This is a genomic window from Ruminococcus sp. FC2018 (assembly GCF_000621805.1).
Lineage (GTDB): Bacteria > Bacillota > Clostridia > Oscillospirales > Ruminococcaceae > Hominimerdicola.
Genome location: NZ_JHXH01000005.1, coordinates 99,095 through 123,758 on the forward strand (window position 1 = coordinate 99,095; position 24,664 = coordinate 123,758).

Genomic DNA, 24,664 nt, shown 5'->3' on the forward strand with positions numbered 1-24,664 from the left:
AGTGGATATAAAGCTTGTTGACAGAGGACAGGAAGGCGAGCTTATCCTCACGGGAAAGCTTGACAGTAACAATGCCGTCCAGGTGGGAGAGCTGTTTTTAAAGACCGCAGACAGATTCAAGGATATAACCCTCAATCTCAGCGGACTTAAATATATTTCCAGCGCAGGCATACGTTCTTTGAAAAAGCTGTATATGAAAGTACGCAGCAATGGAGGAGAACTGAGTATTATCAATGCCTCGCAGAATATACAGGAAGTTCTTGAAATGATAGGATATGCGGAGATGTTTAACTTAAAATGAAAATGAAAAAAAGCCTTATCGGAAAATTCTTAATAAGACTTGCGGCGCTGATGATAACCGTATCGCTGGTGCCGTCTTCGCTGTGCCTTGATGCCCATGCCGAGCCTGAGGAAACACAACAGCAGCAGGTACAGGAGCGTGAAGCTGCGTTACAGCAAAGAAGTGCGCAGCAGGATGACACGCCCTCCATGGAGATCTATAAAAACGGCGAGGTTTATAAAGCTCAGATAACATCAGGCGGCAACTGGCCGGATAATGAGGTTACCGGCGATCTGAAACCAACAAGAACGGCTTTGACGACCGAGGAGTACAACAGCGGCAAAGTGTCCCTGAATGACCTGAAGGATCTGTATACCCTTACTGTTTCTACGGGAATAAATCCGGGAAACAGCGTTGAGTATTTTGCAATACGCTATACCGACGTCAACGGTGCCTCACAGACAAAGTATATCTTCCCCACAAAAGAGCGTCAGGAAATGGTCGACAGCTATATCAAAAATATCAAAGGCAAGACCGCCGGAAAGGTGTGGAAGGATACCACTATATCCGGTGTAGTGAGACGACAGGAGTACGTGGGACCGGATGAATGGAAGGATGTCTTTGAGCCGTTAACTATTACCGTAGAGCCTAAACTTGAAGCTGTGGAAGAAGCGAAAAGCAGATTCTATGATATCCACTCTATCGTTGATAATTATGTTGACGGTCAGGTGGAGATCACAGGCAGCGATCTTCTGGAAAACGTCACCAAAAGTCATAACGACCTGAGAGCTATGGGATATACCATAAATGAAAAAACAAGCTCGGAAAAAATGCTTGATGCCTGGTCGACGCAGGAGCTTCTGTTCAAGACCGACACGGAAATAAAAACCATAAACGGTATCGAAGTGTTTATGTCAAACGGAAAATGGTCAGTGCAGGGTATGTGCGTGAGCCGTGTGACAAGTGTAGGAGGATACGGTGAATACGGTTTTTATTCGGGCAAGTATTTCCTTGCCCTTGGCAAACAGAGGATCTGTGAGCTGCAAAACAAAAAGTCAGGTACCCAGACATTTAATGCAAACGGTGACACTCTTATAAACATCGGCGGTGAAAGCTCGATCTATTTCGGGTTAAAGCAGCTCAACGAGAGCGCTTCTTCCAACTCGCCTTTTAACGACCTTTATTCTTTCAGACTGGATTTTTCCGATGTTCTTGACGGCGGAATAGAAAGTCTGCTCAGAAACGATCCCAATGTCAGCGATCCTGCCGCAGGTCCTGTGGCAGAGCACCTGGCACTTGAGATAAGTTATAAGGATAAAAACGGCTGGACACGAAATGTGACCGTCCCTGTGCTTTTGTCTGTACTGGGGCAGTATAAACGGTCTGAGGATAGTGTGCGCACTATCGGACTTGCACAGCGGGGCGATTCTCTTGCGTTCACAGCCTGCCTGCCCGAGTATGAATCTATGGTCAGCACAAAGCTGTTAGTGGGAAAAGCTGCAAGAGATAAGCTATCTGCCGAAGGCGGTATAGCCCCCATAGGCAGCAGCCGTGACAGAGACAGACTCATCACCGCACTTGACAGCGACTTTGTGCATATTGCAGGCATCAGTATGTATAAGGGTACCTGCCGTATGTCCAATACCGCCGACGGTGAGGACACGGTTTCCAAGACAAAGCTTAAAAGCTACTCCTATACATTCGATTTCAGCGATAGTACTCCGCTGATCTATAATACCTCTGCCAATATTGAAGGTATCCGCATAAATCCGGGCGCTTCCGATACCTTTAAGATGATAACGTATAAAAAGGGTGCTCCCCTTATCGGCGCAGACTATAAGAGCAACGTGCTTATTCGGCTTAAAACCGATAGCATAGACGGCGCACAGCCCTCGGGCAGTACCAGGATACGCCTTACATATCAGGATACTTCCGGATCGGAGATGACCTCGCCTGTTTATAATATTTCCAGCGAGGTAATGAATTACCTGGGTTACTGGCCGTCAAGTGACAATGTTAAGGATAATTTTGGCTATAAGTATGCAGTTCAGCCCGGCAATATCGTGGAATTTCCTGTCCAGCTGTCAGATGTAGGCGCTATAACCAGCGTAGAGATCAGCGTCGGAGCAGATTCTGACGACTGGCAGGTCGCTGGTATCTCTGTGGCAGCACTCCATAGCGTGGGTAAACGCAGAGTATATGGACAGACTATGAAATCAGGCTCTCTGAGCAGCGGCTACCGTATCGTGCGATCAACGAACTCAACGGTTATACCACCGTTCCCTATCAATATGCAGCTGCTGGTCACCTCCGGCGACAGCTTTGCCTTTAATACAGGTGAGGGGACCATAGTTACCGCAAGGGAAACCGATTTCGATGCCGTGCGCTATTCTATGACCTACGAACAGACCAAGGATGATTATGGCTTTGCAAGGTCTCGCAAGACCTATGATATCAATGTCAAGGTAGCCGATGACCCGGATGCCGGAAACTTCAACGGTGACTCCGGCTCAAGCAACCACTTCTATTTCCAGCTTCAGTTCAAAAAAGGAAAGAGTGCCTTTGTCCTGGCGAACCAGCAGTTGTCCTCCGACGCATTCCGTGCAGGCTGTGATGAGTCGTTTGCTATATCTGTAAACCGTGACTATGGAGAGGTCACCGGGATAAAGATAATCCCTGAAGACGTGTCTGAGGACAGCGATGTTTTCGATAAGCTCAATGTGGAGCAGATGACCGTCACCGAGCGCACAACAGGCGGCTCGGCAGATCAGTTCGTTTTTGATAATGTGGGCTGGATAGGCATCGACTATAACGATAAGTCTCAGGACTCGGCTGTTAAAGCCCGTGAAGGACGTCCTTTGTCTGCGATCGCTAAAACCTTCAAGATGTCATATAAGCAAAAAGTCATAAATCTCCTGTGCGAGATCAAGGCACTTCCGTGGGATACGGATTATATGGACGTTGAGGGAAGTGTGTCGTGTGATCTGAACTATATAGATACCGACGGACAGCCAAGAACGGTCAGCTTTGATGTTATCTCCAGGATGGCTTCGTATATGAAGAAAACAGCAAAATCCTTTGACGGAAAAGCCGATGGAAGCGATGCTTCATTGTATAAGAACATGGGTACTGTTTCCGACCCGCACTGGATGCTTCGTCCCAACCATACCGATAGGTTTATCCTTCCGTCCCTTGTCAATGTCAAGACCATTTCAAGTATGACCTTCAAGGCAACCAGCAGAAACAATAAGGTGTCCAAATGGATAATAGGCGCAGTTTCTATTTCCAGGATCAAATCAGACAGCGGAGTTGTGACCCTTACCGCCAGCAATAATTCCACAGACGGTGAGTATCTGCGGTCAATGCAGACCATCCCGTTGTGCGAAATGATAAAGAAAGGCGGGAAGGAGTACGAGGAGCTGCTGCTGCCGGCGGGAGAGGCTCAGAAGCTTACGGTTTATTTCAGCGAAAACACTATTTCATGGGCTGAAAAAACCTCGTGGGCATCATCTGTGTCCAAATTCCCGGAATCCAGCAATGACACTCTCAACGTTTATGTTTTCCCGTCAGCAAGAACAAGAAATATTGAAAATGTTGCCGTGGGTGCGGCAGTCCAGTTCAATATCTCCGATTCAAAGGTCATGCAGGTAAAGCAAAGCGAGATGAATGTGTACGCAAGCGGTACCGAAGATGCAATGTTCTATTATAACGGCTTGGCAGCAACCGACATGAAGAATATCGCTTCGCTTTCCATACAGTGCAGAAATACGAAAATATCCTTTGACCACGCAATAGTACAGCAGGTAAGAGAAGGGGTAGTGGTAATGACCTATTCCTTCGATTTTGGCGGTGCATCGGCGACACTTGGTCTGAAGGCTCTGCCTTCGTCGTACACGAAGGTGTATGACTCCAAAAAGCAGAAGCTTATGCTTTCCCTGGGAGCTGATACTACCGAAATGACACTGTTCGGACTGAGCGAGGACAATCTTAATCCAAACGATATTGCTGTGTGTCTGAAATACCGTTCAAGCCTTGATCCTCTTGGAGAGTATTATTCTCCGTACGTTTATCTGACCGAGGCGGGAATAAATAAGATATATCCGGGAATGATGGCGGAAGTCGGCTTTAATGTGCCGTATCTGTCCCAGATAACGGGTTACAGGATAATATCCTTTGGCAATGTCAAAGCCACGATAGAGTCTGCCATGGGAATCAATTACAGCACCTCGGAGTCCGACCCTAAGGCGGTCAAGTTTGAGGAGTGCTTCAGCTTTAATCAGTCATACGAAGCTTCAAATCTCACCAGAGAGCTTAAAGCTTCTGTGGGTATGACAGGTGAAAACTCCGTAACTCCGATAGATCTGTATTTTACAACCGCCAAAGCATCGGAAAATGCCGAAAGCGGAATAAACGTTCCTGTTGCCGCTGAATTTGTCTATACCGACAGTGTGAATGCAGAGAAAACAAGAACGATCACCGATATACGCCAGTATATCCAGTCAGACAGCAAGCAGTTCAAAACAGGGGAAAGGACCCTTGTGCGATTCTTCCTGCCTGATTTCAAGGAGCTGAACTCCATAAGGATAGTCCCTTCAAGCGGCAGCTGGAAGATCGACAGCATTGAAGCGTATAAGCTGGAGGAAGAGCTTATAAACCGCAAGGTAGATACCGTATTCACCGAAGAAGGAAATACAATATCACTTAAACGGGTATCTCTTTCCACAAGCGTCACCGCTGACAATGTCTATAAAGGACGAGTGGAGAACCACGAGAAGAACATAAAGGTCAACGGCGGCAGGATCGTCAGCGGAACTGTTCTTGTGAACAACAGCGAAGCAGGCTTTGCAATGAGAGTCGATATGCTTTCCAACTCGACACTTACCGATATTACCGACGAAGTTGCAAGCAAAGCTGACAGAGCTTTTGCGGTTACTATACCAAAGAACGAGGGCTCAGTCCCCATGACCTATGCTATTACGATATGGGCTGTGGATAACCCCACAATAAAGGATGTTATCAATGTCACCGTTGTGCCAAGCGCCCAGCCCACATATGTGATAAACAACGATAAGTCGGACAATTCAGATTCAGGTTCTGACAGCGGCGGCAAAAATAATAGCACCGAAAGTCAGAACTCAACGGATACCAACAATTCTACGGAAGGTTCAGCTCAGAGCGATAAGACCCAAACTAATGATAAGACTCAGACCAACGGGTAGAAAGGCTGATCGAAGCAGGTATATGATATGAAAAACTTTATCCGTAATATAAAGGAACATAAAAAAATAGCATTGATCTGCCTTGCACTTATCATTGTTCTTGTTGCAGTCACTGTGCTGGTAATGAAGCTGGGCGGCAAAAGCGAGAGCAGCTCGTCCTCGGACACACAGTCGGAGGGATCGCAGGACGGATCGGATTATTTCTCTGATTCAAAGTACCCCGTAAGCATTACAGGAAGCGGAAGCTCAGCCACTGTATCCCTTGAAGCAAAGGATTCCTCGGATAATATGAAGTGGGAGCTGTCTGTTGCAGACGACGGCATAGCCTCTGCTGTATTTGACGGAAAGGATACAGACAAAAAGCTTGCCTCTACCATTATTCCCAAAGGGGTGGGCTATACCACCGTCACCTATAAACGAACAGGTGAGCTTAACGGCGTGTCATACGATGCAGTAAATATCCGTGCGGATGTTACGGTGTATGCCGATGATGGCGGAAGCTTGCATATAAGAGTTGACAACGTGCGGCAGTCCACATCTTCGTCAGGAGCTGTTGACAGCAAAACACCTTATCTGCTCAAGGGTAACAGAGTTATTTTCCCCGCCGGGGGAGACTGGACACTTACAGTTGAGTCGGAGGGCAAGGTCCCCGAGGGACTGTATGTGATAATGCCGGGTACCGATGACGAAGGTCATAGCTATTATGACGTTTCAATGAATAACTCACTTATCATAAAAGACAACGGTGAGGCAGATCTGGATGCGATCAACAGCAGACTTGTCCTGCAAAGTGAAAGCCTCGGTGTGAAAAAGAAACTCAAGTGCGTGATGAACGCTGAAAAAGAATGGACGCTTACTGAAGCGGAGGAGTAATATATGAGCAGCATGACCGATAAAGAGAAAAATGCTGCGGAGCAGACGGAAGAGAAAAAAGGCTCTTCAAACAGTAATCCGGAGCTTTCGCAGCGGGCAATTTCAAAGCTCCGCAAGAAAAAGAATAAGGAAAGAAAAAGAGAGATCAAACACATCCTCGTCGGCAGCTATTTTACTCTTGATGACGGGCGGATGGCATCGGGAGGAGGCAAATGGGTCTCGCCTCTGGGCGTAGGCGACGGTGCAGGTTCTGCCTTGCTGCTGGGCATTAAAGATAAGAGCTTCCGATACAGCACAAGACTTAAAAACAGCACCCAGGTGCTGCACGGTGTGTCAAAAGCCATGAAGGATATAGGCAGAGAGCTTTCTCTTGACTGTGCTGCTGACGCAAGGGCGTGTTATATCAAAAGCGTAGTGTTCCGCCCGGTGGTGCTGTTGTTTGAGGAGGTCATTGAACAGGATAGATCATCCCACTTTGAGCTTCACGCATATTGTGGAAGATCTCCGTTATCATTTCTGTCGATCAGAAGGGCGGTCTCACGATTGGATAAGCAGCTTCCGGATACCATCAGCAGAGTGTGACCTTTCCACCGCAGACTTGAAAGCTTATATCCGGCTTTTCTCAGAGCAAAACACATTCAGCCGTGTCGGGAATGATGCGGCTGTTTTTTATCTTATTGTACCGAAGCGGTAAATGACAGTGGGACGAGAGTGTGATAAAATTATTAGCAATGAAAAGCACTTCCACAAAACTGTGAAAATATACAAGAAAGCTTAGAGGAATACTATGAAGAAACGCAGGCTGATGATACAGGTTTCCATACTTGTTGTAATACTATTTATACTTGGTGGGATACTCAGTGTGTTCCTGGTTTACAGAAGCGCAACACGAACCTATCTTACCGCCAAGCAGGATATGATAAAAAGAGATCTGGATCATATTTGCAGAATAAACGAGGAAAATTCCGGACTTCACTGGTTCTTTGATTATGCCCTGGATCATTATGAGGAGATAAGAGCGAAAAAAGACAATGATGATATATTAGATCCGGCATGGGGAAATTTTTTCGATAGAACAGGGCTGTCTAAAAAAGTCGATCCTGATCAGGAAGAAGTATACGATATAATTGAAAAAGAGGCTACCGACAAAGAAAAGCTGTCCTTTGCAAGGGCTACTTATTCCGGTCTTGGCTACACCATGGATTATGACAATAATGATTTCGGATACGGAAATACATATATAATAGGGATAGATGATGATTTCGGATTTGTTTATTATCAGGCTGATGATTACGGCGGGATCGATGGATACCTCAAGGGTGAAGGTGAAATAATAAAAGAAGGTCTGAAACTTGGTGATAAGATAAGCCTTGATATTGAACAGCATCCGGCGCTTAAAAAGATAGTCTCGGACAAGTCGGACCAGACCGAGTTCGAGATCTATGAGGGTAAAGTCGGCAATCTTGATTATAAAAGCCACTATACCGCTTACCATCCCATTACGTTCAGAGGCAGACTGCAAGCGGTGCTGGTCATCGACTATAACTGGGACGACTTCCGCAAAGAGCTTATCGGTGATATAGAAATAATGGCATCGCTGATGCTGGCAGGGCTGGTGATTTTCTGCGGAGTGATAATACTCCGGCTGAACCGTGTAGCGGTCATGCCGCTTTCACAACTGCAAAATGTGGTAAATGAGTACAGTAAGACCAAGGACAGCTCAAAGGCAACAGAGAGCATTGATAAAATAAAGTCCTTCAACGAAATAGGCAAGCTGGCAAAAGAGTTCTCCGAAATGACGGTGGAGATCGAAAACTATATGCAGGAGAATATGAAGCTTGTAAAAGAAAAGGAAAGAGTTGCCGCAGAAATGGAGCTTGCGGCTAAATTGCAGGCGGATATGCTCCCGAGCAATTATCCTGCCTTTCCACAAAGACATGAGTTTGACATCTATGCCACCATGAGTCCCGCAAAAGAGGTAGGCGGCGATTTCTACGACTTTTTCCTTGTGGACGAGGATCACCTTGCGCTTACAATGGCAGACGTATCCGGAAAGGGAATACCTGCGGCGCTGTTTATGATGATGACCAAGATACTTATACAGAATTTTGCCATGGCTGGACTTTCACCTGCCGCTGTGCTTGAAAAGACAAACGAGATAATCTGTCAGAATAACGAGGAGCAGATGTTCGTTACGGTTTGGTTTGGTATTCTGGAGATCTCCACAGGCAGAATAACTGCCGTTAATGCAGGACACGAGTACCCCATTATAAAAACTGCAGAGGGTGGCTTTGAGATCTATAAGGATAAGCGCTCCATAGCTGTGGGTGATATGGATACAATGAAATTCAATGAATATGAATTTATGCTTGAAAAAGGAGGAACTCTGTTCCTTTACACTGACGGCGTTACCGAAGCATTTGACAAGGATGAGGAAATGTTTGGCAAGCAAAGGCTGCTGGATAATCTGAATAAGCATGCCGGATCAATGCCCATTGAGCTGATCTCAGAGGTCAGGACCGCAGTGAACAGCTTTGCAGGTGAGGTGGAACAGTCTGATGATATCACCATGCTTGGGATAACCCTTGTGTAATAAGCAAAAATAAAAGCCTGATACCGTGAAAATTACGGTGTCAGGCTTTATTGGTTTTCAGTACATCAGCTCACCGGGTTCAACAGCAAGTATCCGGGCGAGTTTGAGAAATGTTATTATGTCGGGTATTCGTTTTCCGTTTTCCCAGCGGGAAATAGTCTGCACTGTAGTGCCCAGCTCTCTGGCAAGCTCTTCTCTTGTCATGTTGCGTTCCTCACGGTGTTTGAGTATCTTCCTGCCTATTACGTTTTCTCCGGCGTATTCCGATTCAACGTCCTCCGCTGTGATTTTTGAAACAGGGTGACGCAGGTTTGCAAATGCCTCCTTGAATTTCTCCGTGCTCACAGGCTTTATAAGAAACGAGCTTGCAAAGGTCTCCCAGCTTTGCAGTGCGAACTTTTCATAGCCGGTGACATAGATGATATTTGTTCTCGGCTTTATCTCCAGTATCTTTTTTGCAAGGGTTATGCCGTTTATCTCGGGCATATCTATGTCCATTATAACAACATCGAACATATACTCCTCAAACAGCTTGATGACCTCCTTAGGTCTGCTGGTGCCTATACACTGTGCGTGGGGCACAACTTTACCCATCTCGTCAAGGTAATCCTCAACTATCAGCTGATTGTCGTCTGCTATAAGAACCTTCATTTGCATTTTCCCTCCCTGATTTGGGTATTTTCACTGTGACTGTCGTGCCGCTGCCGTGCATATCCATATCAAGCGTTCCGCCACAGTGCAGCTCCAGCCGTTTGCGTGTGTTTTCTATTCCCACTCCCATGTGGAAAGGCTTATCATCAGCAGGCAGATTTCTTGCCGTTCCGTTGTCTGAAACAGTAATTATGTAGCTGTCATCTGTGTCATAGGAGCACACAGTGATCTCGCCTCCCTCACGGCTTATGCCGTGGTTCACAGCGTTCTCCACAATAGGTTCCAGCGACAGCGGTGGGATCATAAATCCGGTGGCTTTAAGGTCATAGATCACATCAAGCTTTCTGGACTTGTCCGCCCTGACCAGTTCAAGATATACCTTTATGTTGTTTAGTTCCTTGTCAAAATCAATAAGCTCGTCAGTTTCAATGGCTCCAATGTGGGCTTTGAGATAATCCGAAAAGCTGTCAATGCTTGACACGGCTCGCTGGCTGTCACGCTTGGCAAGGGAACGGATAATGCTCAGGGAGTTATAAATAAAGTGAGGATGTATCTGGTTTCGCAGCAGCAGCATCTTTTCCTTTTCCAGCTCAAGATCCTTTTCGACTATGGTGTTTCGCATATCCTCCTGATAAATGACTGAAAGATAAATGTAGTATTCAAGAATAGCCAGTGCTGTAATGAAGTTTGAAAATCCCGTAACAAGATCCATGTATTCAAGTACAGTGGTTATTGCCACCTGGGTGAGTATCAGGATAACAATGGCGTTTTTGCCGTTGGTGAGATTTCTGAAATACCTGACCGAGATCACCATAAGCTCTATAACATAGAAGATCTGTACAAAAAAGACCGTGGTCCCCAAAGGTCCCCGGGAAAAGTGATTGTCAGGCGTTATGGTGTATGCTATCTCGCTGCCGGTAAAAGCAGTGGAGTAAACAACAAGGTTTATTACCGCAGGTATCGCCGAAAGTGGTTTGAGCTTGACACTGGAGGGTATGATTATCATTATCTCTATCATAATTACAAACGGCCGCAGAATAAACTGCACCGCCGCAGCAAAGTTTCTCAGCGCAACACGCCCTTGCAGATCCAGACTCAGTATAGAGTCGTTGTTTTCACAAAGGGTCTCGACTGTGTCAAAAACCATAATGATAAGCAACAGAGCTATGCTAAGGAAGAAAAGGTCAGTGGCAGGGATATTGTATTTTTTGTTTACAAACATTATCACCACTATCGCTGTTATCAGAAGCAGCGTGGCAAAGTTTTGAAAAATAAATGCACCCAGCATTTTCAGCACCTCTTACCCAAAGAATAGTCTTGTGATAATTGTAGCATAGTTGTTTCAAAATTGCAATAGTCCTTTTGGCTGACTGTACAGCGGCTGAAAACTGCATATGTTCCGCCTTTCGCAGTCCGGTGCTGCACAGATCTTAGAAAGATGGGAGAGTTTTGAGGATATAACTCCCGGGCATGGCTGGATATTTGATATAAGTATTTGTAATCTGAGTAAAGCTGTGGTATGATAAAAACAGGATAAAGCAGCCGGCTGCACAGAAGGAAAAATCCCACCGTGCAGGAGCAAAAGGAGGAAAAACCATGAAAATCAAAAAGATGCTTTTTACAGTAATAGCAGCGTCAATGCTGATGCTCACCGCCTGCGGCTCATCAAGCAGCACCGCAGAAAGCTCAAAATCGGCAGCTTCCGAAGTTTCCGGATCGTCGGCAGCCGAAACCGACAAAACCGAAACCCAAGCAGCCGAAAGCGCTGCACCGGAGACTTCTGTATCTGACAGCTCAAAGACCCCGGAGAGCAACACGGATAACAGCAGCTCCTCAAAGGATACCATCGTAGTCTATTTCTCCGCAACAGGCACCACCAAGGGAGTTGCCGAAAAGATCGCCGAGGTAACAGGCGGGGATATCTACGAGATAGTCCCACAGGAGAAATATACCGCCGAGGATCTTAACTGGCACGACGACAAAAGCCGTACAACTATTGAGATGAACGATACGGGCGCAAGACCGAAGATCAATGGTGAGCTGCCCGATTTAAGCGGATACAAGACAGTGTACATCGGTTATCCTATCTGGTGGGGCGACGCACCGAGGATAATGAGTACATTCGTTGAGAGCGTTAAGCTTGACGGAAAAACTGTCATACCTTTCTGCACTTCCGGCAGCAGCCCAATAGGCAACAGCGGAAAGAATCTGGAAAAGCAGGCAGGGCAGGGCAGCTGGCTTTCCGGCGGAAGGCTTGACGGAGGTATCTCAAAGGAAAAGCTCACCGAGTGGATAGACGGAATTAAATAACATAACCACGACCTATGTTTCTCGCCTCTGAGGCGGCGGGCAGCTTAGTCTTTCGGTGACGGGGATCGATCCCCCACCGAAGCCCCATATTAAAGGAGGGACAGCGTGTGACGACGAAAACAAACCTTATCAAAAGGATAGTGGACGTGGTGCTTACTGTCCTTTTGCTTTTCATAATGGCATATCAGGTCACAGGTGACTGGCTGCACGAGTGGCTGGGGATCACCATGACGGTGATAGTGATATGTCACCATGTACTTAATTACAAGTGGTACAAGTCGCTTTTCAAAGGAAAGTATACTGCGTACAGAATAATACTGACTGCAGCCGATGTGCTGCTGCTCGGAGCTTTTGCGCTCACAGCCCTCAGCGGAATGTCCATGAGCGGTCACGCAGTACCCTTTATGTACGGCACAATAAATGTGATGAGCGCACGAAAGCTTCACCTTGCAGTTTCATTCTGGTCGTTCACCCTTATGGGTGTGCATATCGGACTGCATCTGCGCTCCATGACGGCAAAATTTAAGTTTTCTGCCGCAGTAAAGACAGCGGTGCTTTCCCTTTTCGCAGCAGCTGCTGTGTGGGGCGGATACCTGTTTTTCAAGGGCGAGATAGTAAACTATATGCTCTTTAAGACCCACTTTGCTTTTCTTGATTATGAAAAAGCAAAATGGCTGGTGGTGGTTGAAAATCTTGCAATGCTGCTGTTCTGGGCATTTGTGGGACATACCCTCACAAGGCTTTCCCAGAAGCATAAGAGCAAGGCGGATATACTCAGACCCATAGCCTGGCTTGTGGCAGTGATACTGGCAGCTGTTGTGATGATATTTGCCCTGAAGGACAAATACAGTAGTGGCACGGCAGACTCATGGCAGAATGTCCCCGTTCCCCAGGCGTCATCGCAAAGTGATGTGCCCGGTACAATCAGCCGCAATGAGCCGGGCAAAGACGGCTTTGTTCTCATAAATGCAGGCAGCTTCAAAATGGGAAGTCCGGACAGCGAGAACTGGCGGATAAGCGACGAAAAGCAGCATGACGTGAAAGTCAGTGCGTTTTATATAGACCCCTGCGAAACCACCCAGTGGGACTATGAAAGCATTATGGGCAGCAACCCAAGTACCTTCAAAGGCAAAAAGCTGCCTGTGGATAATATCTCATGGCTCGATGCAGTGAACTATGCCAATGCAAAGAGCAAAGCAGCAGGTCTTACACCTGCCTATACCGTATCGGACGGACAGGTCAGCTGGGATAGGTCCGCCAACGGATACAGACTTCCCACCGAAGCCGAGTGGGAATATGCCTGCCGTGGAGGGACCACGACTCCCTTTAATACACAGCATTCACTCAGTGCTCAGGATGCCAATTTCTATGGGCATTATCCATATGAGATAGAGGAAAACTATTTTGATAATTCCCCCCTTGAGGCTAAGCCCGGAGAGTATCGTAACACCACCGTGGATGTGGGTTCATTCAAGGCAAATGACTGGGGACTTTACGACTGCCACGGCAATGTGAACGAGTGGTGCTGGGACTACTACGGGGAATATGATACCTCTCTGACACTGGATCCCACAGGTGTACAGTCAGGTACAAGGCATATATACAGAGGCGGCGGCTGGAACGACTTTGCCAAGAATATGCGAAGTGCGTACAGAGCAGCAGGTCAGACTGATATGAAAAGCTACAATCTGGGTGTGCGGCTTGTGAGAAATGCCGCAGCCGCAAGCGGAGTTGTCACAGTCAATGAGCAGGGGGCAAAAAACAGCGGCTCTGAAAATGTGCTTATCGTGTACTTCTCCTGGGGTGGAAATACCCGGGGGATAGCTAACGAGATACAAAAGCAAACAGGTGCGGATATTTTTGAGATAACCCTGCAAACGCCCTATTCCACCGATTATAACACTGTGCTGATGCAGGCACAGGAGGATCAGCATAAGCAGGCAAGACCAAAGATAAACGGCACCGTTGATGTGAGCAAATACGATACCGTACTGCTGGGATACCCCAACTGGTGGGCGTCTGTCCCAATGCCTATCGCCACATTCCTGGAGAGCTATGATCTTTCCGGCAAGCGTATAATCCCCTTCTGTTCCCACGGCGGGGGACGCTTCGGACAAAGCCTTACAGCTATTGCAAAGCTGGCACCTGATTCGGTCATGGGAGAGGGGCTGTCGGTGCACTACTCGGGCGGCGACAGTATGCCGCAGGACGTTTCCCAATGGTTGAAAGCAAACAACGTGAAAACAAAGTGAGGTAGCTATGAGAATAACGGTTCTGATGGGAAGTCCCAACAAAAACGGCTCCACAGGTATACTTGTGGAAAGCTTTAAAAAGGGCGCCGAGCAAAGCGGTCACAGCGTTGAGGTGATAGATGTCTGCCATGCAGATGTACATCCCTGCATAGGCTGTGTAAAGTGCGGATATGAAGGTCCATGTGTTCGCAAAGACGACGTGGGAAAAATACGCCAAAGCTTGTTGTCCTCGGATATGGTGGTGTTAGCCACACCACTGTATTATTACGGTATGACAGCACAGCTCAAAGCGGTGGTGGACCGATTCTGTGCGTATAACAGCAGCCTTAACCGCAGACATCTGAGATCTGCGCTGCTGACAGTCGCATGGAATTCCGCCGACTGGACCTTTGATGCCCTTGAGTCGCACTACAAAACTCTGGTGCGGTATATCAATTTTGAAGATATGGGAATGGTTCTGGGCTACGGCTGCGGAAGTCCGTCAATGACAAGAAACAGTGAATATCCGGATGCTGCATATGAACTTGGCAGATCATTATGAAATAACAGGAGGATAAAAAATGAGCGAGAAAATAGTACAGACAGCAGGCAGAAATGCACTTGGTGAGTTTGCTCCCGAATTTGCACACTTCAACGATGATGTTCTGTTCGGTGAGAACTGGAACAATACCGATATGGACCTTAAAACTAGGTCAATTATCACCGTGGTTGCGCTGATGTCCCAGGGCGTTACCGACAACTCTATCCGTTACCATATCCACAATGCCAAAAACCACGGTGTGTCTCAAAAGGAAATGGCAGCGGTGATAACCCATACTGCTTTTTACGCAGGCTGGCCACATGCATGGGCTGTGTTCAACATCGCCAAGGAGGTCTACGCCGACAATGCGGATGCCCTTACCGAAAAGGATAAGTACCAAAAGACACTTTTGTTCCCCATAGGTGAAAAAAATCCTTACGGCGAGTTTTTTGTGGGACAAAGCTATCTTGCCCCTGTTTCAACAGAGCAGATACCTGTTTTCAATGTGACCTTTGAGCCTGCCTGCCGCAACAACTGGCATATCCACCGGTCAAAAAGCGGCGGCGGACAAATGCTTATCTGTGTGGGCGGACGAGGATATTACCAGCAGTGGGGAAGCCCTGCAAGAGAGCTTAAACCGGGGGACGTTGTAAATATCCCGGCTCAGGTCAAGCACTGGCACGGTGCCGCACCCGACAGCTGGTTCTCACACCTTGCAATAGAGATACAGGGTGAGGAAACAAGCACTCAGTGGTGTGAACCTGTGTCGGATGAGGATTACGGAAAACTGAAATAAAAATATGCGCCCGGGATATTGTTTCCCGGGTGATTTTATTTGCCTGTATAGTCTGAAATCGTGTGTGATTGACTTTGACGGGTGAATATGGTATACTTCTGCTTAATAAAAAGGAGGGGAAGGACTATGGATAAATACACCCTGTTAAACGGCGTCAGGATACCTGTAATTGGCTTTGGCACATGGCAGACCCCCGGGGACAAAACGGGTACCGACGCTGTTGTGACAGCTTTGCAGGCAGGTTATCGTCATATTGATACCGCCCAGGGCTACAGAAACGAACAGATGGTGGGAGAGGCACTTAAAATAAGCGGAGTACGCCGTGAAGAAGTGTTTATAACCTCAAAGCTGGATAACCCTATGCATGGCTACGACAATACCATGTCCTCATTTGAGGAAACTTTAAAAAAGCTTGATACCGACTATGTTGACCTGTTTCTGATACATTGGCCCAATCCCCTGCAGTACCGCAGCAGCTGGCAAAGGACCAACGCCGAGACATGGAAAGCCTTTGAGGAGCTTTACGAGGCAGGAAAAATAAAAGCTATCGGCATCAGCAATTTTCGTCAGCACCATATTGATGAGCTTATGAAAAGCGCAAAGATACCCCCTATGGTGAACCAGATACGTCTGTGTCCGGGGGAGACCCAGAGGGAGCTTGTTAAGTATTGCAGACAAAGGGATATGCTCCTTGAAGCGTACAGCCCGCTTGGAACAGGAAGGATATTCACCGTGGAGCAGATGAAAGCACTTTCCGTAAAATACAACAAAACCATTGCACAGATATGTATCCGCTGGAGCCTGCAAAACGGCTGGCTGCCGCTGCCCAAATCGGTTACCGCCGCAAGGATAAGGGAAAACCTTGATGTGTTTGACTTTGAGCTGTCAAAGGATGATGCTGACCTGATAGCAGGACTGACAGGCTGCGTAGGTCTTTCAATGGACCCGGATAAAACAAACTGGTAAAAAGCAAAGAAAGGGCTATCTGATGAATATACAGAACATGAAATGGACAAGAGAGCCACTTGATTTTCACGCAGATGACAACAGGGTGGAGATAACCACCGGACCCTTTACCGACCTGTGGCAGAGAACATACTATCATTTCCGCAATGACAATGCCCCGGTGCTTCAGATGAAAACCAAGGAAAAGTTCTTCTCTTTTGTGGTAAAGACCGACTTTGCCCAAAGCCACCACCGTTTTGACCAGTGTGGGATAGTTATGTATCTTGACTCGGAAAACTGGCTGAAAGCCTCGGTGGAATATGAGAATGACAGCTTTCAGCACCTGGGGTCTGTGGTCACTAATCATGGCTATTCAGACTGGGCGACCACAGCCATACCTGCGTATGTTAAAACAATGTGGTACCGCCTCAGCCGCAGAGAGGACGATTACTGTATCGAGTGCTCTCAGAACGGAGTGACTTTCTCACAGATGCGAGTTTGCCATATGTGGGAAGGCGCAGGGGAAATAAGCTTTGGCATCTACGCCTGCAGCCCCGAGGATTCCAGCTTCAAAGCGGTGTTTACAGATATGCAGATAACACCCTGTGCCTGGAAAGCGCATGACGGACAGCAGCCCGATTAAGACATTCTGACGAAAAAAGCCCGGGAACGAAAACTCGCTCACGGGCTTTTGATATTTTTCAGGTCCTGTATCTTTCCAGCACGCTTTTGAATTTTTCAAGAAAGGTGCTTGCGGCTTTTGTGAAAACAGGGTAGCGTTTCCAGATAAAATGACATACCGCTTCCATAGGAGGGTCAAAGGGGATGAAGCATAGCTCGCTGTCTCCGCTGACGTTTATCAGCTTATCAAGAGTTATGGCGCAGCCCATTCCTTCACGGACCATTACCGAGGCATTGTAGATAAGATTATACTCTGCGGCAATGTGTGAGGAAGGCGCTTTCTCCGCAATAAGGTCAGAAAGCATTGTGCTGTGGTTGGGCTGGCGAGGGATAAGCAGCTCTTGCCCCGAAATATCTTTAAGGCTCACCGCCTTTTTTTGTGCAAGGGGACCGTCACGGCGCATAAGCACGCCCCAGATGTCATGCAGAGGTATCTCGATAGATTCGTACTTTGACCTGTCCGCCTGCTGAAAAACAAGCCCGAAATCAAGCAGTCCCTTGTCCAGCCTCTCAAGTACGCTGGTGCCGTCTGCGCTGAAAAAGCTGTATTGTATTTCCGGGTAGTCGGCACGCAGTTCCCGTGCGGTGTCTGCGATAAGCTTTACCGCATAAGTTTCCCCCGCACCTATGTATACGGTCCCGGAGATGTTGTCGCTGCTTTGCTTTAATTCCTGTTCGGTCTTTTCAACAAGCTCCACTATCTCCTCTGCCCGCTTGCGAAGCATCATTCCCTCGTCGGTCAGAGTCACGCCCTTGTTTGAGCGGATAAAAAGCGGCTTGCCAAGCTCATCCTCCAGCTCGCTTAACTGCCTTGAAAGTGTAGGCTGGGAAAGAAAAAGCCTCTGTGCCGCCACCGAGAAGCTCTGCTCCCGTGCCACGGCGAGAAAGTATTTCAGCACACGTATGTCCATATTAACGCCTCCCTTGATATAAATTATATCACAGCCCGGATATTACTGTCAAGCATAAGCATATATTTGATATAGGTATTTGTAATTCAGCCGCCTGTGTGGTATACTAAAAAAAACGAAGTGAACAGAGGTGTTAAAATTGGAAGACAGCATCAGACAAAACCTGATTGACGCAGGCTGCGACGAAAAATTCATAAAGCAATTTGACTGCTGTATGTGTGACGAAAAGCAGTGTGAAAAGATGCTTGCACAGCACCGCAGGGAGCTGCTTGATGAGGTGCACGCAAAAGAGCACAGCATCAGCTGCCTTGACTATCTGGTGCATAAAATGAAAAGGGATGGTCTGAAATGAAAAGGATAGTTTTGTTGATATCGGCACTGGCAGTGGGGGTGTGGCTCAGAGGGAAAGAACAAAGAGGTCATTGAAAGACAGCATGAGATAATGAGCAGCCGCAGCTCTGACAGCAGTTCCGCTGTAAGCTCCCCGGACTCCGGAGGTGCCGCAGAAAGCTCAATATCCGATGATATCAGTGAAAGTGAGGTCGTTATGGAATTATCCGCAGGTGATAAGACGTTTCAGGTGACACTTGAAGAAAACGAAACTGTTGAGGAATTTAAAAAGCTTCTTCCTGCAAAGCTGGATATGAAGGAGCTGAATGGAAACGAAAAATATCATTATCTTGATAAGTCCCTGCCCAGTGCGCCTGCAAAGGTCGGTAATATCACAAAGGGCGATGTGATGCTTTATGAGGATAACTGCATAGTGATATTTTATAAGAGCTTTTCCACATCTTACAGCTATACTAAGATAGGTCATATAAACGATACCGATGACCTTGAACAGGCTCTTGGTGAGGGCAGCGTCAATGTGGGCTTTTCCCGGAAGACTGTAAAGGTGCAAAGCGCAAATAATAAATTTGACTTTGCCAAAAAGACTGTTAAGCTCAACAGCGGATATGATATGCCTCTGCTTGGTCTGGGAACATGGACGCTGGACGACGCCACCGCAGAAAACTCGGTCTATTGCGCACTCAAAGACGGCTATCGACTTATCGATACCGCCCAGTATTACGGCAACGAAAAAGGCGTGGGCAATGGTCTGAAAAAAGCGATCTCTGAGGGTATCGTAAAACGTGAGGATGTTTTTATAACCACAAAGGTCATGCCCTCAAACTATGACCGAGCGTATAAGTCCATAGATGAGTCCCTTGAAAAGCTGGGAGTGGAGTATATCGACCTTATGCTTATACACCAGTCGGGAAAAGGTGACGAGGAGGTCTACAAAGCGCTGTGCAAAGGCGTTAAGGACGGAAAGCTCCGCTCCATAGGCATCTCAAACTACTATACTCCACAGGAGTTTGACAGGGTGGTTTCAGGGGGAGATATTATGCCCGCCGTTGTCCAGAACGAGAACCACCCGTTTTATCAGAATACCGAGCTGCGCAAATATGCGGCACAGTATGGGACCGTGGTTGAGTCCTGGTACCCCTTTGGCGGAAGAGGTCATACACAGGACCTGTTTGGCAACGAAACCATAAAGTCTATCGCCGATGCACACGGCAAGACCCCTGCACAGGTGATCCTGCGCTGGCATCTGCAAGCGGGCTATGTAACCATCCCCGGCTCCAAGGATCCCGACCATATACTTGAGAATTTCAGCATATTTGATTTTGAGCTGAGTGCAGAGGAAATGAAGAAAATGGCTGAGCTGAATACAGGTAAGCGCTATGAAAACTGGTAAAGGAGAGATCATATGAAGGTACTTATTATCAACGCAAGCCCAAGAGTAAACGGCAACACTTCCATTGCCGTGAATGAGCTTGTAAAAACCTTTGAACAGGAGGGCGTGCAGACCGAGACCGTGCAGATAGGTACAAAGGTAATAAGAGGCTGTATAGCCTGCGGTAAATGTGCACAGCTTGGAAAGTGCGTCTTTGACGATGCCGTAAACGAGCTTGCCCCCAAATTCCGGGAGGCTGACGGACTTGTGGTCGCAACTCCGGTATACTACGCCTCAGCAAATGCAACCCTTATTGCCTGCCTTGACAGACTGTTTTTCAGCACACCCTTTGATAAGACTATGAAAGTGGGAGCAAGCGTGGTTGTGGCAAGACGAGGTGGCTGCTCAGCGACATTTGACGAGCTTAACAAGTATTTTACCATAAGCGGAATGCCCGTTGCGTCCAGCTCCTACTGGAACAGTGTACACGGCAGAGAAACAGGTGAGGCAGCGTACGATGCCGAGGGACTGCTGACCATGAGGACCCTTGCAAGGAATATGAGCTTTCTGATGAAATCTATTGCCCTTGGCAGGGAAAAGTTCGGCGTGCCGCAAAAGGAACCGTGGCAGCCTACCCACTTTATCAGAGCCGATCTGTCGGGCAAATAAAATAACGGAGGTAGAATTATGACTAACCGGACATTGGAATTAACGCAGGATTGGGATAAGACCTTTCCCCGTTCCGAAAAGGTGACCCATAAAAAGGTTACTTTCCCCAACCGTTACGGCATTACCCTTGCAGCGGATATGTATACACCCCAAAACGCCAATGGCAAACTGCCTGCCATAGCTGTCTGCGGACCTTTCGGCGCTGTCAAGGAGCAGTGCTCGGGACTTTATGCCCAAACGCTGGCTGAGGGAGGCTTTGTCACCATAGCCTTTGACCCGTCGTTTACGGGCGAGAGCGGCGGACAGCCAAGGTATATGGCGTCACCGGATATAAATACCGAGGATTTCCAGGCAGCAGTTGACTTCCTGAGCGTGCAGGACAACGTGGACGCCGATAAAATAGGGATCTGCGGAATATGCGGCTGGGGCGGACTGTCTATAAATGCTGCGGCGATAGATACCCGTGTCAAAGCCACTGTGGCAGTTACAATGTACGATATGGCACGAGTGAATGCAAACGGATACTTTGATTCCGAAAACAGCGAGGAACAGCGTTTTGAAAAGAAAACCGCCCTCAATGCCCAGCGTATAAAGGACTTCCGCAGCGGAGAATATACCCTTGGCGGGGGAGTCGTAGACCCGCTCCCCGAGGACGCACCGTTTTTTGTAAAGGACTATTATGACTACTATAAGACCAAAAGAGGATACCACCCACGCTCGCTTAATTCCAACGGAGGCTGGAACGTTATCGGCTGTATGTCCTTTATGAACCAGCCTATAAATACGTACAGCAGCGAAATAAGAAGCGCAGTGCTCATCGTCCACGGTGAAAAGGCACACTCCTGCTACTTCAGCAAGGATGCCTATGCCGCCATGACAAAGGACAGCAAATACGCAGACAATAAACAGCTGCTCATTATCCCGGATGCAGTCCATACAGACCTTTATGACGGCGGGGAAAAGAAGGTCATTCCATTTGATAAAATAGAAAAATTCTATAAACAGTATCTGTAATAAGCCGCCGTCCGGATAGCCTTGCCTTATTGCCGGGTTGACAAGCTTTTTATGCTGGATTATAATTGTTGTATAAATTGTACCCGGGAGGATATTACATGGCAGAAAAAACGGAAGATATAGCTGTCCTTGCTGCGGACAGAGAAAAAACCATAGTAAGGACAAGTGTGGTGGGCATAGCGGCAAATGTGCTGCTTGCAGCGTTCAAAGCGTTTGTAGGCTTTGTTTCCAACTCCATCGCCGTTATACTTGATGCAGTAAACAACTTATCCGATGCCCTTTCATCGGTGATAACCATTATCGGAGCAAAGCTTGGTGCAAAAAAGCCCGATAAGAAGCATCCCCTTGGATACGGCAGAGTAGAGTATATAAGCTCCATGCTGGTGGCTGCCATCGTTATCTATGCAGGTATCACATCTCTGGTGGAGTCGGTAAAGAAAATAATACACCCCGAAACTGCGGATTATTCAGCGGTTTCCCTGGTGATAATCGGCGTTGCCGTAGCGGTAAAGCTGGTGCTGGGAGGGTATGTTAAAAAGCAGGGCAAAAAGGTCAATTCAGGTGCGCTTATAGCCTCCGGCTCAGACGCCTTGTTTGATGCCATACTGTCCTCGTCGGTGCTTGCCGCAGCGGTCATCTACATTATCTGGGGCATATCACTTGAAGCCTATATCGGCGTTGTCATCGCCGGCTTTATTATCAAAGCAGGCATAGAAATGATGCTTGATACACTTGATGATATAATCGGACAGCGCAGCGATTCGGAAATGGTAAAAAAGCTCAAGCATATAATCTGCCAGGAAGAAGCTGTAAGAGGAGCTTATGACGTTACCCTGTTCAACTACGGACCTAACAGGAATTATGGCTCGGTGCATATCGAATTGCCTGATAATATGACCGTAGACGAGGTGGACCGTATAACCCGCAGGGTGCAGCTGAACGTTTTTCAGAAAACAGGAGTCATACTTACCGGAGTAGGCGTGTATTCCTTTAACACCTCAGACGATGAGGCAGCGCAGATGCGTAACAAGATACAAAAGGCAGTCCTTTCCCACGACTGGGCTTTGCAGATGCACGGATTTTATACCGACACCAAAGCAAAAACCATACATTTTGATGTGGTCATAAGCTTTGATGTGGACAGCAAAGAGGCACTGGAAATACTGACAAAGCAGACAAAGGAAATGTACCCGGACTATTCGGTAATGATAGTCCCCGATTCGGATATTTCAGATTGATATAATAAAAAAGCCTGAGAACAATTGCTTGCTCTCAGGCTTTTGTTTTTTTGTTTAAGCTTTTTTCTCTTTTTTTAATGCGCCTGCGGTAATGTACGCCGTAATAGGTATAACAATGATACAGCCTATTGCGCTGAAAAGGATCCTAATTATCTCAGCTGCAAACGTCTTTGCGTTGACTATCTCAAAGAAAGAATAATTGCAGGTGTAAAACCATATCATCAGCGTCATGAAATCTCCGAGGAATGCAAACATAAGCGTGTTTGTGGTGGTGCAAAGAATATCCTTGCCTATGTTCATGGCAGAAACAAAAAGCTCTTTTCTTGAAAGCCCCTTGTTGTTTTCATGCACCTCGTAAAGTGCAGATGAAATTGCTATAGATGAGTCCACCGTGGCACCTATAAGGCTGATAAGTATCATTGAGATCGCTATGTCCGTAAAGTCCAGCTTTACGTCGTAGGAGAACATATTTATCTCCTCGTAGGATTCATACCCGAAACCTGCGATCCTTGAAACATAGGTCATGGAGAATATAAGCACCGACAGTATCACCAGAACAATAGCTATGGACTTGATGCTGGAAACGGTCTTTATGCTTTCTCCGTTTACAAAAAACAGCATCACACAGCTTACCACAAAGCACCCGATAAGCGAGCACACAACAGGGTTAAGACCCAGCGCAATAAGATAGAAGATCACCATAAGGATAATAAAGTTGAGCACCAGCGAAACAAAAAGCTTCAGTCCCCGCTTTTTATCAACATATATCATCAGCCCGAGAAGGATCACCGAAAGCACTATTATCATTTTTTTGCACCTCGCTTCATTATCCTGATGGAAACAAACGCACTTATTGGTATAGTCATTACAATGCCGTTGCTTCCCGCAAGAAATCTTGCCAGCTCAAGGGAGAAGTTGCTGGAAATGTAGTTTTTGAACATAAAACCGTTGCGTAAGGCAAGAACAAAAACAGGCAGTCCTGCACAAAGGTATGTGAAAAACAGCACATTGCTCATGGTGCCCATAATGTCCTTGCCTATCTCCTTGGCAGACTTGTTAAGCTCCTTTTCGGTTATCTCTGCGTTTTTGTCGATAAGCTCTGACATGGAGGAGGATATGGTTATGGCAACGTCCATGACCGCACCAATAGAGCCGATAAGAAGCTCCGGCAGGATTATGTCCTCCGCAGGGACATTAAGGAATGAAAGCTCGTTGAAATTCACGCCGCTGTAAGATGTAGTCTTGACTACAATAAGCAAAAGTGCAAGCATAACAAAAGTGGAAATGACCACCGAGATAACTGCGGACAGGGTTTTCTTGTTCACTCCGCTTGCAAAGATTAGGGACAGCACCGAAAAGATGATCATTTCCGCCACGCATAAAAACAGCAGATCGACCCCTCTGATGTAAAGGTGCAGACCAATGTAGAAAATAACAGAGTTAATGATAACGCTTACAACGGACAAAAGCCCCTTGAAAGAGCCCACAATGAATATAAGTATTACAAATGCGCAGCTTATCAGAGCCACATAGAAATCCCGCTTCAGCTGAAGCTCTGTGCCGTCAATGAGCACCTTGTCGCCTACCCTGAATCTGTCTGTGACCACGGAGGAGTAAGTCTCTTCGTAAAGCATCTGTTTTGTCGAGCCCTTGTCCCTTCCGTTTTGCACCACACCTGTGATCTTTCTGGTGTAATGCTCCTCGCTCAGTCCCATGGAGTTGCGGGAAACTTCCTCACGGACCGTTTCTATATCCGTTATCTTCATTACCTGTCTTGAGTACAGGAAATCATCGTTGTAGACAAATATCAGTGCGCCGGCAGACAGCAGCAGTATTATTATCAGAACTACCTTTTTCATAAACACCACCGAACGAATGCAAAATGCAAATAGTATCTTCTCTTTGAATTATACATTTTTTTGTTGCCGATTGCAATAGGCAGGCGCATTTTTCTTTTGCTGAAAACGATTTCGGAGTCTTTTTTTCGTTGAC

General features: G+C 47.0%; 21 protein-coding genes. 16 read left to right on the forward strand and 5 right to left on the reverse strand.

The features are described 5' to 3' along the window. Position 1 precedes the first annotated feature (1 nt). The 5 genes from T494_RS0104890 (at position 2) to T494_RS13380 (ending at position 8,965) form a co-directional block, all read left to right on the forward strand. Positions 2-301: an STAS domain-containing protein gene (locus T494_RS0104890; protein WP_197021125.1), complete on the forward strand. Its 300-nt coding sequence runs from the start codon at positions 2-4 to the stop codon at positions 299-301. Then, positions 298-5,499 carry a hypothetical protein gene (locus T494_RS0104895; RefSeq protein WP_028505330.1) on the forward strand — a complete coding sequence of 1,734 codons (5,202 nt, stop codon included), beginning with the start codon at positions 298-300 and terminating at the stop codon, positions 5,497-5,499. Before T494_RS0104890 ends, T494_RS0104895 begins: the two co-directional genes overlap by 4 nt. Positions 5,500-5,526: 27 nt before the next feature. Beyond that, positions 5,527-6,372 (forward strand): hypothetical protein, encoded by an 846-nt coding sequence (locus T494_RS0104900; protein ID WP_028505331.1) that lies wholly within the window; start codon positions 5,527-5,529, stop codon positions 6,370-6,372. Positions 6,373-6,375: 3 nt separating this feature from the next. Then, positions 6,376-6,954 (forward strand): hypothetical protein, encoded by a 579-nt coding sequence (locus T494_RS0104905; protein ID WP_028505332.1) that lies wholly within the window; start codon positions 6,376-6,378, stop codon positions 6,952-6,954. Between the two features lie 205 nt (positions 6,955-7,159). Further along, positions 7,160-8,965, forward strand: a complete 1,806-nt coding sequence (locus T494_RS13380; protein ID WP_051540095.1) for a PP2C family protein-serine/threonine phosphatase — start codon at positions 7,160-7,162, stop codon at positions 8,963-8,965. Positions 8,966-9,022: 57 nt separating this feature from the next. Here T494_RS13380 and T494_RS12335 read toward each other — a convergent pair whose 3' ends face one another. Then, positions 9,023-9,616 carry a helix-turn-helix domain-containing protein gene (locus T494_RS12335; protein ID WP_037343976.1) on the reverse strand — a complete coding sequence of 198 codons (594 nt, stop codon included), beginning with the start codon at positions 9,614-9,616 and terminating at the stop codon, positions 9,023-9,025. Then, positions 9,576-10,904 carry a histidine kinase gene (locus T494_RS13385; protein WP_051540097.1) on the reverse strand — a complete coding sequence of 443 codons (1,329 nt, stop codon included), beginning with the start codon at positions 10,902-10,904 and terminating at the stop codon, positions 9,576-9,578. The genes T494_RS12335 and T494_RS13385 overlap by 41 nt, the downstream gene beginning before the upstream one ends. Before the next feature lie 308 nt (positions 10,905-11,212). Between T494_RS13385 and T494_RS0104925 the strand changes: the two genes are divergently transcribed. The 6 genes from T494_RS0104925 to T494_RS0104950 all read left to right on the forward strand — a co-directional run bounded on the left by T494_RS0104925 (position 11,213) and on the right by T494_RS0104950 (position 17,082). Further along, positions 11,213-11,926 (forward strand): flavodoxin, encoded by a 714-nt coding sequence (locus tag T494_RS0104925; RefSeq protein WP_242836388.1) that lies wholly within the window; start codon positions 11,213-11,215, stop codon positions 11,924-11,926. 107 nt (positions 11,927-12,033) lie between these two features. Then, the gene (locus T494_RS0104930; protein ID WP_242836389.1) at positions 12,034-14,178 is read left to right on the forward strand and encodes a flavodoxin; all 2,145 of its coding nucleotides are present in this window, start codon (positions 12,034-12,036) and stop codon (positions 14,176-14,178) included. Between the two features lie 7 nt (positions 14,179-14,185). Then, on the forward strand, positions 14,186-14,719 hold the full coding sequence (locus T494_RS0104935; protein ID WP_028505335.1) for a flavodoxin family protein: 534 nt from the start codon (positions 14,186-14,188) through the stop codon (positions 14,717-14,719). 19 nt (positions 14,720-14,738) lie between these two features. Next, a complete protein-coding gene (locus T494_RS0104940) occupies positions 14,739-15,494 on the forward strand; it encodes a carboxymuconolactone decarboxylase family protein (RefSeq protein ID WP_028505336.1) in 756 nt (251 codons plus the stop codon). 126 nt (positions 15,495-15,620) lie between these two features. Next, positions 15,621-16,460, forward strand: a complete 840-nt coding sequence (locus T494_RS0104945) for an aldo/keto reductase (protein ID WP_028505337.1) — start codon at positions 15,621-15,623, stop codon at positions 16,458-16,460. Between the two features lie 22 nt (positions 16,461-16,482). After that, entirely contained in the window at positions 16,483-17,082 is a 600-nt protein-coding gene (locus tag T494_RS0104950) for a DUF1349 domain-containing protein (RefSeq protein ID WP_028505338.1), read from the forward strand. Positions 17,083-17,140: 58 nt separating this feature from the next. On the opposite strand, the gene T494_RS0104955 is transcribed toward T494_RS0104950, so the two are convergent. After that, on the reverse strand, positions 17,141-18,031 hold the full coding sequence (locus T494_RS0104955) for a LysR family transcriptional regulator (RefSeq protein ID WP_028505339.1): 891 nt from the start codon (positions 18,029-18,031) through the stop codon (positions 17,141-17,143). A 130-nt stretch (positions 18,032-18,161) separates the two neighbouring features. Here T494_RS0104955 and T494_RS0104960 point away from each other — a divergent pair, with 130 nt between their 5' ends. The 5 genes from T494_RS0104960 (at position 18,162) to T494_RS0104980 (ending at position 22,672) form a co-directional block, all read left to right on the forward strand. Further along, positions 18,162-18,383 carry a hypothetical protein gene (locus T494_RS0104960; RefSeq protein WP_037343978.1) on the forward strand — a complete coding sequence of 74 codons (222 nt, stop codon included), beginning with the start codon at positions 18,162-18,164 and terminating at the stop codon, positions 18,381-18,383. A 90-nt stretch (positions 18,384-18,473) separates the two neighbouring features. Further along, complete coding sequence (locus T494_RS0104965) at positions 18,474-19,772, forward strand: aldo/keto reductase (protein WP_197021126.1); 1,299 nt, start codon at positions 18,474-18,476, stop codon at positions 19,770-19,772. Between the two features lie 12 nt (positions 19,773-19,784). After that, entirely contained in the window at positions 19,785-20,420 is a 636-nt protein-coding gene (locus T494_RS0104970; RefSeq protein ID WP_028505342.1) for a flavodoxin family protein, read from the forward strand. A gap of 18 nt (positions 20,421-20,438) precedes the next feature. Next, a complete protein-coding gene (locus tag T494_RS0104975; protein ID WP_028505343.1) occupies positions 20,439-21,434 on the forward strand; it encodes an alpha/beta hydrolase in 996 nt (331 codons plus the stop codon). 98 nt (positions 21,435-21,532) lie between these two features. Further along, positions 21,533-22,672, forward strand: coding sequence for a cation diffusion facilitator family transporter (locus T494_RS0104980; protein WP_028505344.1), 1,140 nt, complete (start codon positions 21,533-21,535; stop codon positions 22,670-22,672). A gap of 54 nt (positions 22,673-22,726) precedes the next feature. Here the strand turns inward: T494_RS0104980 and T494_RS0104985 are convergent, their stop codons facing one another. Together T494_RS0104985 and T494_RS12350 are read right to left on the reverse strand one after the other, a co-directional pair. Beyond that, positions 22,727-23,479, reverse strand: a complete 753-nt coding sequence (locus T494_RS0104985) for a YibE/F family protein (RefSeq protein ID WP_028505345.1) — start codon at positions 23,477-23,479, stop codon at positions 22,727-22,729. Then, positions 23,476-24,531 carry a YibE/F family protein gene (locus T494_RS12350; protein WP_051540099.1) on the reverse strand — a complete coding sequence of 352 codons (1,056 nt, stop codon included), beginning with the start codon at positions 24,529-24,531 and terminating at the stop codon, positions 23,476-23,478. The genes T494_RS0104985 and T494_RS12350 overlap by 4 nt, the downstream gene beginning before the upstream one ends. Positions 24,532-24,664 lie beyond the last annotated feature (133 nt).

Excerpts from the sequence above, each read along its gene's own strand:
- T494_RS13385 (WP_051540097.1), bottom strand. The coding sequence starts at position 10,904 with ATGCTGGGTGCATTTATTTTTCAAAACTTTGCCACGCTGCTTCTGATA.
- T494_RS0104965 (WP_197021126.1), top strand. The coding sequence starts at position 18,474 with ATGAGCAGCCGCAGCTCTGACAGCAGTTCCGCTGTAAGCTCCCCGGAC.
- T494_RS0104955 (WP_028505339.1), bottom strand. The coding sequence starts at position 18,031 with ATGGACATACGTGTGCTGAAATACTTTCTCGCCGTGGCACGGGAGCAG.
- T494_RS0104970 (WP_028505342.1), top strand. The coding sequence starts at position 19,785 with ATGAAGGTACTTATTATCAACGCAAGCCCAAGAGTAAACGGCAACACT.
- T494_RS0104940 (WP_028505336.1), top strand. The coding sequence starts at position 14,739 with ATGAGCGAGAAAATAGTACAGACAGCAGGCAGAAATGCACTTGGTGAG.
- T494_RS0104895 (WP_028505330.1), top strand. The coding sequence starts at position 298 with ATGAAAATGAAAAAAAGCCTTATCGGAAAATTCTTAATAAGACTTGCG.
- T494_RS0104900 (WP_028505331.1), top strand. The coding sequence starts at position 5,527 with ATGAAAAACTTTATCCGTAATATAAAGGAACATAAAAAAATAGCATTG.
- T494_RS0104925 (WP_242836388.1), top strand. The coding sequence starts at position 11,213 with ATGAAAATCAAAAAGATGCTTTTTACAGTAATAGCAGCGTCAATGCTG.
- T494_RS0104980 (WP_028505344.1), top strand. The coding sequence starts at position 21,533 with ATGGCAGAAAAAACGGAAGATATAGCTGTCCTTGCTGCGGACAGAGAA.
- T494_RS13380 (WP_051540095.1), top strand. The coding sequence starts at position 7,160 with ATGAAGAAACGCAGGCTGATGATACAGGTTTCCATACTTGTTGTAATA.
- T494_RS0104945 (WP_028505337.1), top strand. The coding sequence starts at position 15,621 with ATGGATAAATACACCCTGTTAAACGGCGTCAGGATACCTGTAATTGGC.
- T494_RS0104905 (WP_028505332.1), top strand. The coding sequence starts at position 6,376 with ATGAGCAGCATGACCGATAAAGAGAAAAATGCTGCGGAGCAGACGGAA.
- T494_RS0104985 (WP_028505345.1), bottom strand. The coding sequence starts at position 23,479 with ATGATAATAGTGCTTTCGGTGATCCTTCTCGGGCTGATGATATATGTT.
- T494_RS12335 (WP_037343976.1), bottom strand. The coding sequence starts at position 9,616 with ATGAAGGTTCTTATAGCAGACGACAATCAGCTGATAGTTGAGGATTAC.
- T494_RS12350 (WP_051540099.1), bottom strand. The coding sequence starts at position 24,531 with ATGAAAAAGGTAGTTCTGATAATAATACTGCTGCTGTCTGCCGGCGCA.
- T494_RS0104950 (WP_028505338.1), top strand. The coding sequence starts at position 16,483 with ATGAATATACAGAACATGAAATGGACAAGAGAGCCACTTGATTTTCAC.
- T494_RS0104935 (WP_028505335.1), top strand. The coding sequence starts at position 14,186 with ATGAGAATAACGGTTCTGATGGGAAGTCCCAACAAAAACGGCTCCACA.
- T494_RS0104975 (WP_028505343.1), top strand. The coding sequence starts at position 20,439 with ATGACTAACCGGACATTGGAATTAACGCAGGATTGGGATAAGACCTTT.